The following is a 10,430-nucleotide window of genomic DNA, read 5'->3' on the forward strand; positions in this document are numbered from 1 at the left end:
CCTTGGGGTGATCCGCTATCCTTAGAGTAGGAACGTCCGCAATCAATCCTCACTCTCAAATGGAGTCGTCCAGCCTGCGGTTGTCAGGTCTGAGGGTGAATTAAAAATAAGACCTCATTGGAGGTGAAATTCTTCTTTACTTAGCGGGACAAAACTTTTTTAATCGAATGCTCATGACTCTTGGATCTGGTTTGGTGACTTTCCAAGGGCCAGTGGTCGAACTGGCAATATCCATTTAACCGATGCAACAGTCCAGTAAGAGAACAAAAATTAAATTTTTAACCCATTTTTATGAGTGTTTAATCGGATAAAACCTGAATATTTCTGTGTGCTTCACAGGAAGCAGAGTTTTATCATCATTATTAACTTTTAACCCTAAAACTATACCGATTTAAGTCGCAAAACCTTTATTTTGAAAGGTTTCCGGCTGGAATTAGAGTTAGGTTTATATTCTCCCTCCTCAATATTGAATGGAGAATCATTCAAGGTTGTATTGAACAACAACCGTAATTTTTTGTTTTCAATTTTTCAGTTTGAGATTAAGTCAAAACCTTCCGAATTTTCGGAACAATTTGTTATGAATTCGTTAATAATTAAACCCTACGAAGGGCAAAAAGATTGGTCTGCGATCGCTCATTTATTTCAAGCGTGTCAAACCGTTGATCATCTCAGTGAAGATGAAAGTTTAGCTGAATTAAAATTAAGTTTGTCTTCTCCAAATGTTAACCCCGAAAAAGATATTCGTCTTTGGACAAATGAAGAGAGTCAACTTTTAGGATTAGTTGGAATTGAACCCCAACCTTCTAAAATCGGGATTGATGGATATGTTGGATTCTATATTCATCCTAGCGTCCGAGCCAGTAATTTAGGACAAGAAATGATGCGTTGGTGTGAAAAACGAATTCGAGAAATCGGACAACAAAAACGCCAACCTGTCCAACTGCGAACCTATACCTTAGAACACCAAACAGAACAAAATCAATTCCTTCAACACCGAGGCTTTAAAGTAGATCGGAAATTTATTACGATGGCAAAATCTTTAGAATCTGATGTATTAGTTCCCGAATTACCATCAGGTTTTAGACTATCTCATGTTCAGGGGAAACAAGACCTTTCAGCTTGGGTAGATTTATTTAATGAATCCTTTGTTGACCATTGGGATCATCATGAATTAACCTTAAAACAAGCTGAATATTGGCAAATTCAACCGGACTATCAAGCTGAATTAGACTTAGTAGTGATCGCACCCAATGGAACATTTGCGGCTTTTTGTAGATGTCACTTAAACTCTGATCAAATGGGTTGGATTGACTGGTTAGGAACTCGACGGGGATTTCGGAAATTAGGATTAGGAAAAACTATCCTTTTGGCAGGTTTATCTCAACTGCAAAAAGCAGGTGTAACCACTGCAAAACTTAGCGTTGATGCTGATAGTTTAACGGGTGCAACAAAGCTCTATCAAGCGGTTAATTTTAAACCCGTAACCCCCTGGTTTTCCTGGGTAAAACCTCTATCCCGTCAACCTCTGAGCCAACTTTTCCCTCAACAAGCCACTGCTTAAAGACCGTATACAATAGGGGTGTTAGGTGTCAGGTGTCAGGTGTCAGGTGTTAGGGAAGAACTATCTGTTATTTCTCCTCTCCCCCTGCTCCCCCTCCTGAGCATAGCGAAGGATCTCCTACTCCTCTTCTGTTCTAACTATGGCTTCTGTTGCTCGTAAAAATCTATTTGAGGATATTCCCCGTTTTTTAGTGGCTCAAGCTGGGATCATGTTTGCTGTCAGTTTAGTCACGATTCAAAATGGGATTTTAACAGGGTTTATTCGGTCTTCTTCGGTGTTAATTGATCACTCAAAAGCGGATATTTGGATCGCCTCTAAAGATATGATTCATTTAGAGTTAACCATGCCAATTTCTTTAGAACGAGTCACCCAAGCTGAGAGCGTTGCTGGGGTTGAACAAGCGGAGCCTTTGATCTTTCGCAGTGCTCGTTGGCGAGATCCCCTAGATAATAAAATCCATGCGGTTACAGTGGTGGGTTCCGATCCAGAAGGAGAATTATTTTCTCCTTGGAATATTGTTCAAGGAGATCTCAATGCTTTAAAACAACCCTATACAATTATGGTTGATGAGAGTAAATTAGATGCTCTCAAACTCAAAAATTTGGGTGATCAAGCAAAACTGGGAGGATTACAAGCCAAATTAGGGGGAATTACGCAAGGAACCCAATCTATTGTTAGTAATAGTTTTGTGTTCACCTCGTTAAAAAATGCCAATGCTTATGTGAATAGTCCTGTAAAAACTCAAACTCTTTGTCAAGTTGAAAATGAGGATTTACAATGTACTCAAAGTTATGAAGATCAAACATCTAACAATCAAAAATTAACGAATTTACCGCCGCCGAGACCATTAAATTTAGCTGATCCGATCAACTATGTTTTAGTCAAAGCAAAACTGGGTGAAGATTTGACCCAACTGAAGCAAAAACTAGAGGAAGCTTTACCCGATGATGTTCAGGTTTTGACCCGTGAAGAAATGTCTATGGTGATGCGAACCTTTTGGCAAAAACGCACCGGAGTTGGGTTTGTTCTGAGTTTAGGAGCGGCGGTGGGAGTGTTAGTGGGGATGGTGGTTGTCGGACAAATTCTTTATTCCTCCGTTAGTGATCATTTAAAAGAATTTGGAACCCTGAAGGCGATGGGAGCATCCGACCGGGTGATCTATGGAATTATTTTAGAACAGGCTCTCTGGATGGCGGTTTTAGGTTATATTCCGGGTATGGCTCTGTGTTTAGGTGTGGCATCCTGGGCGGGTGCGACTCAAGGTATTTTGATTTTAATTACTCCTTTATCCGCTTTAGGAGTCTTTGGATTAACCGTTGCGATGTGTACAGGATCGGCATTTTTTGCAATTCAGAAAGTCACTAAAGTTGATCCAGCTATTGTGTTTAAAGCTTAATAAAATTAAGTTTTTGTTGACGGACTGAGTGAGATCACAGGCAATAAGCAGCATTTCAGTTTAAAATAGTAGAACTAAACGGTTCAGAATAGTTCATGTTCAGCACTCATTCTCTGGAATTACCCGATTTCTTCAGTAAACTAACCTTATTCCCTTGTAATTAGTTTATTAGACCCGTCAATTCTTCTTAGCAGCCCACATCATTATTAATTTGGAACGATGATACGCACTCAAGTCAGCGAGGCAAATTCCACTTTATCCCCTCATCGGGGTTACGATTCACTCAATGCCAAATTTAAGCCAATTGGGATTCAAGCTTATCGTGTGGAAATGGCTTATCAATCAGGACGACAAACGGTTCAAGTCCTGCAAAATATTAATTTAGAAGTTGAACAAGGTGATATTCAACTGTTGATGGGGCCTAGTGGATCGGGAAAAACAACATTATTGTCTATTATTGCGGGATTGTTGACACCAACGGCGGGACAAGTTTTTTTATTAGGTGAAGAAATTACGAAATTATCGCGGACTCAATTGGCCGAGTTTCGGTTACATAATATTGGGTTTATTTTCCAAGGATTTAACTTATTTCCAGCTTTAACCGCTTTAGAAAATGTAGAATTAGCTTTGCATCTCAAAGGAATTAGCAAAAGAGCAGCGAGAGAAGAAGCGAAAACACGCTTAGAACAAGTGGGTTTACAAGATAAAATTCATTTGTTACCCCAGGATTTATCGGGAGGTCAAAAACAACGGGTTGCTGTGGCGCGAGCGTTAGCCGGAGAACCTCCATTAATTATGGCGGACGAACCGACAGCGGCTTTAGATTCTAGTAGCGGTCGGGGTGTAATTGACTTGTTAAAAACCTTAGCTAAACAAGGTGATACAACGGTATTAATGGTGACGCATGATCCCCGAATTGTGGATGTAGCGGATAATATTTTAACGTTAGAAGATGGTCGAATTAAAAATTAGAAGGTAGAGCCAATGTCCGATCTTTTTGCAGAAAAAAAATTAAATGGCTTCAGCAAAAAGACCATCACTTAAAAGCCTTGGGTGCAAATTAGCATTAATATTAACTTAATTTCCCCTTAGTAGATTATCTGTTAAGGGGGTATTGATCATTTTCCATAATTAGAACACAAAAGACTGTGTTTTCAAATAAAAGAAGGTGAACTAGGAATCTGGCTTCCTGAATCTGCTTTTATTAATTAATAAGTGATTATATTTAATAAATGCCATCAATAAAACCGGATTTATAACTGTTATAAACCCGGTTTTTTTTACTTGTTCCAATTCTTTTCTGCCTGTTCTAAAACATAAGCAGAAACCGCTTGAATTTCTGCATCTGTTAAGCGATCTTTGTAAGCAGACATATTATTTTTACCATTAGTAACTAAAGCTGAAATTGATTCTAAGGTATTCAGATGATTACGTTCTAACGCTTTTTTCTTGAGGGTTTTTCCCCGTCGGACAATATTTCCGCCTCCGACATGACATCCCACACATTGCGCTTCAAAAATTTGGGCTCCGGTATCGAGATTAGTGGCGAATGCGGTGGAATGGAAAGAAGTTAGGATTAAGGTTAGGGTTAAAAATAAGATAGTCAGTAGTTTGTTCAGCATTTTTTATCCTTAGATTTTGGGATGGTGCGTGCGCTGCCCTTACACACCCTACGGTTTTTTAATGTTAGGTAACTAGGAGGATTTAGACAATATCATTATATTCATTTTTTTAGCAAAAAGTTAAATTTAGGGTAAATAATCAGAATTGAGGATAAGCTGTCACGCACTTAATTTTTTTACCCACAAGCCTTGCTAGAAAGACTCAACGCTATGATCAGTGCGCGATCGCCTAACTTGTTCTGGGTTTTGGAGGGTGATTTCTACTTCAACCTCCATTGCTGTTAATTCAGGATGCAGTAAAATATGGGCTAATCGTTCTTCATTCTATGCTAAATCTGAGAATATAAAAAGCCCCTCCCCTGTTAGGAGAGGGGGTATAAGTTAACTATTTCAACCCATCAACTAACTGCATTTTTGCACTCTTCAAGGCTTCTTTTAACTTCGTTGCATCCCGTCCTCCCGCTTGCGCTAAATTCGGACGACCGCCACCGCCACCGCCGCAAATTTTGGCAATCCCGCCAATAAATTTACCCGCTTGTAAGCCTTTGTTATTAACAGTTTTACTGAAGGCGGCAACAAAATTAACCTTACCATCGGTTGTTGCTGAACCTAAGATAACAGCACTTTCTCCTAACTTTTGTTGGAGACGTTCTGCGGCGGTTTTTAAGGATTCTGCATCCGCATCATTCAGTTCTGCTACAATTAATTTAAACTCACCAATGGTTTCAGCCGTTGTTAATAATTGTTCAGATTTTGCGATCGCTAATTCCGCTTTAACGGCTTCTAATTGTTTCTGAGTTGTTTTTAACTCCTGTTGTAAATTGGTAATTCGGTCGGGTAATTCTTCAGGTTTGGCTTTAAAGCGATCGCCTAAATCTTTAACCACCGTATCTCGTACTTGCAAATACTCTAAAACCGATTGTCCGGCTACGGCTTCAATGCGTCGAATTCCTGATGCAATTCCCGTTTCTGAAATAATCTTAAATAGCCCAATTTCTGCGGTATTACTAACATGAGTTCCGCCGCATAATTCCATCGAAACTCCAGAATAATCAACCACCCGCACCACGTCTGAATATTTTTCTCCAAACATCGCGGTAGCGCCTTTGGCTTTGGCTTCTTCTAATGCCATTTCCGCAATAACGGCTGGATGAGCTTCGGTGATCCAACGATTGACTTGATCTTCAACTTGTTGCAGTTCTTCAGTTGTTAACCCTCGTGGACAATTAAAATCAAACCGTAACCGTTCAAAATCCACTAAAGAACCTGCTTGAGAAATGGAAGGATCGACGATTAATTTTAATGCCGATTGTAACAAATGGGTTGCGGTATGGTTGGCTTGGGCACGACGACGACAGGCACGATCAATTTGGGCAGTTAAGGTCATTCCAGGGGTAATTTTTCCCCGTTCAATTCGTCCAAAATGGATGAAAATATTGGATTCTTTTTTAACATCATAAACCCGAATGACGGTATCTCCATAACTTAAATAACCGCGATCGCCAATTTGTCCTCCAGACTCGGCATAGAAAGGAGTTTTATTCAAAATCACTTGAATTTCTGTTCCTGCTTCTGCTTCCTCAACAGGTTTTCCATTCACTAAAACCGCTTCAACTTTAACATCTGAAGCCAACAACGTATAGCCTAAAAATTCCGTTGAGTGAATATGTTCTGCGAGTTGATCTAAACTGCCTTGAACGGTTAAATCAATGGTTTCATGGGCTTCTTGAGAACGGCGGCGTTGTTCTTCCATTGCCGTTTCAAACCCTTGAATATCTACGGTTAACCCATTTTCCTCAGCAACTTCTTGGGTTAATTCTAAGGGGAAACCATAGGTATCATATAAGACAAAAGCATCTTGACCGGAAATTTGACCCTTAGCTTTATCAATGATTTCTGCTAACAGTTTTTCACCCCGTTCTAAGGTTTCTAAAAACCGGGTTTCTTCTCTTTGTAATTCCCCCTTAATTGCTGTTTCCCGTTGACGAACATTCGGATAAGCTGTTTCTGATAATTGAATGGCAGTTTCAGCGACTAGGGTTGTAAATTCTCCGTTAATTCCAATTAACCGACCATGACGAACGACCCGCCGAATTAAGCGCCGTAAAATATAACCCCGCCCAATATTAGAAGCCGTAACACCATCAGCAATTAAATGTACAACCGCCCGAATATGATCTCCAATTACTTTTAGGGAAACTTTAGTTTTATCATCGGATTTGTGATAGTCGATTTTGGCAATTTCCGCCGCCGTTTTAATAATCGGAAAAATCAGATCCGTTTCGTAATTATTCGGAACCTGTTGCAAAATTTGTGCCATGCGTTCTAACCCCATTCCTGTGTCAATATTTTTATTTTGTAAGGGGGTTAAATTGCCATCATTATCTCGGTTATATTGCATAAAAACTAAGTTATAAAACTCAATAAACCGAGTATCATCTTCTAAATCAATATTGTCTTCGCCGCGTTCGGGGTGAAAATCATAATAAATTTCCGAACAAGGGCCACAGGGGCCAGTAGGGCCAGATTTCCAGAAGTTGTCCGCTTCTCCCATGCGTTTAATGCGTTGGGGAGGAACTCCAATTTGGTCGCGCCAAATGGCAAAGGCTTCGTCATCTTCCTCAAATACACTCACAACTAAACGTTCTGGAGGTAACTCAAAGACTTTTGTGGAAATTTCCCATCCCCAAGCGATCGCTTGTTCTTTAAAATAATCTCCAAAGCTAAAATTACCCAACATTTCAAAAAATGTGTGGTGTCTAGCGGTTCTGCCTACATTTTCAATATCATTAGTACGGATACATTTTTGGGAGGTTGTAGCGCGGGGAACTTCGGCTTGTCGCTGTCCCAGAAATATCGGTTTAAAGGGTAGCATCCCCGCAATGGTTAATAAAACCGTCGGGTCTTCGGGAACTAAAGACGCACTGGGCAAAATTTTATGTCCTCTTTCGGCATAAAAATTGAGGAATTTTTCACGAATTTCGCTACCAGTGGAGAATTTGGGAGAAAAAGTCATAACACTCACTTTAAAAAAAATCAGACCAACCTTTCAGCATAAAATGAAAGATCAAATTTTACATCGGATGATTCCTATTTTAATTGTTGGCTTGTCTGCAATGGGGGGTGAAGTCACAGGAATTTTATTTCGCCAAATGGTCAGAGTTGAACGGTTTCCGACCCTGTTACCTCAGTTTCTCTTAACCAACGGCTTACCCCATCAGAAATCATTGCTGAGAATGCAGTGAGTTTCTAAGTGGGAAAACCAGATAAGGATGACCCCCTGATTGTTAGAATCAGCGAGAGGTAGAATTAACGTTGCAACATCCTACAGAAATTGCAATCGCCTTGAATAAAACCGAAGTTCAGGTTAATTTGGGGATGGATACAGATCCAGGGCTGATGGGTCTGCAAGGTCAGAATGATAGATTCAATGACTCAATTGCTGATAGTGTTCTGGGGTGCAGACAAGATACACTTTCCCCAATAATTGTTCTGTACAATTAAACAAGGGAATACTAACCTACAAAACCATAAGGAATAGAATAAATGACGGAACGGAAAAGAGCCTTAATTACTGGAATTACGGGTCAAGATGGCTCATACCTGAGTGAATTGTTACTAGAAAAAGGCTATGAAGTTCATGGAATTATCCGCCGATGCTCTAGCTTTAATACCGAGCGCATCGACCATCTTTATAAAGATCCTCATAACGTCGAGGCTCGGTTATTTCTACATTATGGAGATTTAACAGACGGTACAACGTTACGTCGAATTTTAGAAGAAGTTCAACCCGTAGAAATTTATAATCTCGGTGCTCAATCTCATGTTCGGGTGAGTTTTGATTCCCCAGAATATACGGTTGATGCTGTTGGGATGGGGGTATTACGGTTATTAGAAGCAATTCGAGATTATCAGCAACGTACCGGAATTGAAGTTCGTTTTTATCAAGCGGGATCTTCAGAAATGTTCGGGAAAGTGTTAGAAATTCCCCAAAAAGAAACGACACCGTTTTATCCCCGCAGTCCCTATGCCTGTGCTAAAGTTTATGGTCATTGGCAAACGGTAAACTATCGAGAATCCTACGGTTTATTTGCTTGTAATGGGATTTTATTTAACCATGAAAGTCCCCGTCGTGGCCCTACCTTTGTTACCCGCAAAATTACCCGTGCAGTGGCTCGAATTGTCAAAGGAAAACAAAAGGAAATTTATCTAGGAAATCTCGATTCTAAACGGGATTGGGGCTATGCAAAAGATTATGTTCGGGCGATGTGGATGATGCTTCAACATTCGGAAGCGGATGATTATGTGATTGCGACCAATGAAACCCATTCGATTCGAGAATTCTTAGATATTGCCTTTGGTTATGTCAATTTAGATTGGCAAAATTATGTCAAATTTGATCAACGTTATTTGCGTCCGGCGGAAGTCGATATTTTAATCGGTGATCCCGCTAAAGCCAAAGCAAAATTAGGATGGGAACCCAGCGTTACCTTTGAAGAATTAGTTAAATTAATGGTAGATGCTGATCTCAAAGCCTTGGAGCAAACTGAGGAAACAACCTATCAATTTGAGTAGTGATTGATCAATTAGAGGCTAAATTTATGAGTTCTCTTGACTTAAAAAATAAACGGATTTTGGTGACAGGAGGTGCAGGGTTTTTAGGACGTCAAGTGGTCGCACAATTGCAACAAGCAGGTGCTGATCTCAATCAGATTATGATCCCTCGTTCTAAAGATTATAATCTTTGTACATTAGAGGCTTGCCAAAAAGTTGTTCAGAATCAAGATATTGTGATTCATTTGGCGGCTCATGTTGGCGGTATTGGCTTAAATTTAGTTAAACCTGCTGAATTGTTCTACGATAACTTAATGATGGGTACTCAATTAATTGATAGCGCCTATCGTGCAGGGGTCGAAAAGTTTGTTTGTGTGGGGACAATTTGCGCCTATCCTAAGTTTACGCCTGTTCCGTTTAAAGAAGATGATCTTTGGGACGGATATCCCGAAGAAACGAACGCGCCCTATGGGGTCGCTAAAAAAGCATTATTGGTGCAATTACAAGCTTATCGTCAACAATATGGTTTTAATGGGATCTATCTGTTACCCGTGAATTTATACGGCCCAGAAGATAATTTTGATCCGAAAAGTTCCCACGTGATTCCAGCATTAATTCGCAAGGTTTATGAAGCTCAAAAACGAGGAGATCAAACCCTTCCTGTTTGGGGAGATGGCAGTCCTAGCCGTGAGTTTTTATATTCAACGGATGCTGCACGGGGAATTGTCATGGCAACCCAATTGTACAATGAACCTGATCCTGTGAATTTAGGAACCCATCACGAAGTTAAAATTAAAGACTTAGTAGAAACGATTTGTGAATTGATGGGATTTGAGGGAGAAATTGTCTGGGAAACTGATCAACCTAATGGTCAACCGCGCCGTTGTTTAGATACAACCAGAGCTAAAGAAAAGTTCGGATTTGTGGCAGAAGTTGGCTTTAAAGAAGGGTTAAAAAATACCATTGATTGGTATCGTCAACACGCTGATTCATGATTTGTATAACCGGGAAAAGCTAAACCTCACGTAGAGACTTTCTATGGAAGGTCTCTACAGGGTTTTGTTCCCAAACCCCTACGATAAAATCCAACGAATTTCTATTAGCCCTAGTTCATCTATAGCACTACACATTACAGTGAGGACATTTATAAACCCTGAAACTCATTCACCTCTTACTGTTCCCTGTTCCCTGTTCCCTGTTCCCTCTTCAAGTAGTGCTATAAAATTGAAATCGCTGTTGCATTTGTTCAATGGTGAGTTTTTGTGTCCAATATTCCACTAACGCATGACCAAAAGCC

General features: G+C 40.0%; 9 protein-coding genes. 7 read left to right on the forward strand and 2 right to left on the reverse strand.

Features of this window, described 5'->3' with window-relative positions; translation table 11 throughout:
• The first annotated feature begins 577 nt into the window (after positions 1-577).
• From ACKPEB_RS09980 to ACKPEB_RS09990, 3 genes are all read left to right on the forward strand, one after another.
• On the forward strand, positions 578-1,561 hold the full coding sequence (locus ACKPEB_RS09980; RefSeq protein ID WP_408964730.1) for a GNAT family N-acetyltransferase: 984 nt from the start codon (positions 578-580) through the stop codon (positions 1,559-1,561).
• Positions 1,562-1,700: 139 nt separating this feature from the next.
• Complete coding sequence (locus tag ACKPEB_RS09985) at positions 1,701-2,957, forward strand: FtsX-like permease family protein (protein ID WP_408964731.1); 1,257 nt, start codon at positions 1,701-1,703, stop codon at positions 2,955-2,957.
• Between the two features lie 219 nt (positions 2,958-3,176).
• On the forward strand, positions 3,177-3,929 hold the full coding sequence (locus ACKPEB_RS09990) for an ABC transporter ATP-binding protein (RefSeq protein ID WP_408964732.1): 753 nt from the start codon (positions 3,177-3,179) through the stop codon (positions 3,927-3,929).
• Positions 3,930-4,237: 308 nt separating this feature from the next.
• On the opposite strand, the gene petJ is transcribed toward ACKPEB_RS09990, so the two are convergent.
• Positions 4,238-4,579: a cytochrome c6 PetJ gene (petJ, locus tag ACKPEB_RS09995; RefSeq protein WP_408964733.1), complete on the reverse strand. Its 342-nt coding sequence runs from the start codon at positions 4,577-4,579 to the stop codon at positions 4,238-4,240.
• A gap of 385 nt (positions 4,580-4,964) precedes the next feature.
• Positions 4,965-7,595: an alanine--tRNA ligase gene (alaS, locus tag ACKPEB_RS10000; RefSeq protein ID WP_408964734.1), complete on the reverse strand. Its 2,631-nt coding sequence runs from the start codon at positions 7,593-7,595 to the stop codon at positions 4,965-4,967.
• Between the two features lie 43 nt (positions 7,596-7,638).
• Here alaS and ACKPEB_RS10005 point away from each other — a divergent pair, with 43 nt between their 5' ends.
• The 4 genes from ACKPEB_RS10005 to ACKPEB_RS10020 all read left to right on the forward strand — a co-directional run bounded on the left by ACKPEB_RS10005 (position 7,639) and on the right by ACKPEB_RS10020 (position 10,128).
• A complete protein-coding gene (locus ACKPEB_RS10005; protein WP_408964735.1) occupies positions 7,639-7,824 on the forward strand; it encodes a hypothetical protein in 186 nt (61 codons plus the stop codon).
• Positions 7,825-7,894: 70 nt separating this feature from the next.
• Positions 7,895-8,083: a hypothetical protein gene (locus tag ACKPEB_RS10010; protein WP_408964736.1), complete on the forward strand. Its 189-nt coding sequence runs from the start codon at positions 7,895-7,897 to the stop codon at positions 8,081-8,083.
• 42 nt (positions 8,084-8,125) lie between these two features.
• Positions 8,126-9,154: a GDP-mannose 4,6-dehydratase gene (gmd, locus tag ACKPEB_RS10015; RefSeq protein WP_408964737.1), complete on the forward strand. Its 1,029-nt coding sequence runs from the start codon at positions 8,126-8,128 to the stop codon at positions 9,152-9,154.
• Between the two features lie 26 nt (positions 9,155-9,180).
• Positions 9,181-10,128, forward strand: coding sequence for a GDP-L-fucose synthase family protein (locus ACKPEB_RS10020; RefSeq protein ID WP_408964738.1), 948 nt, complete (start codon positions 9,181-9,183; stop codon positions 10,126-10,128).
• Positions 10,129-10,430 lie beyond the last annotated feature (302 nt).

Source organism: Planktothrix sp., assembly GCF_046067725.1.
Lineage (GTDB): Bacteria > Cyanobacteriota > Cyanobacteriia > Cyanobacteriales > Microcoleaceae > Planktothrix.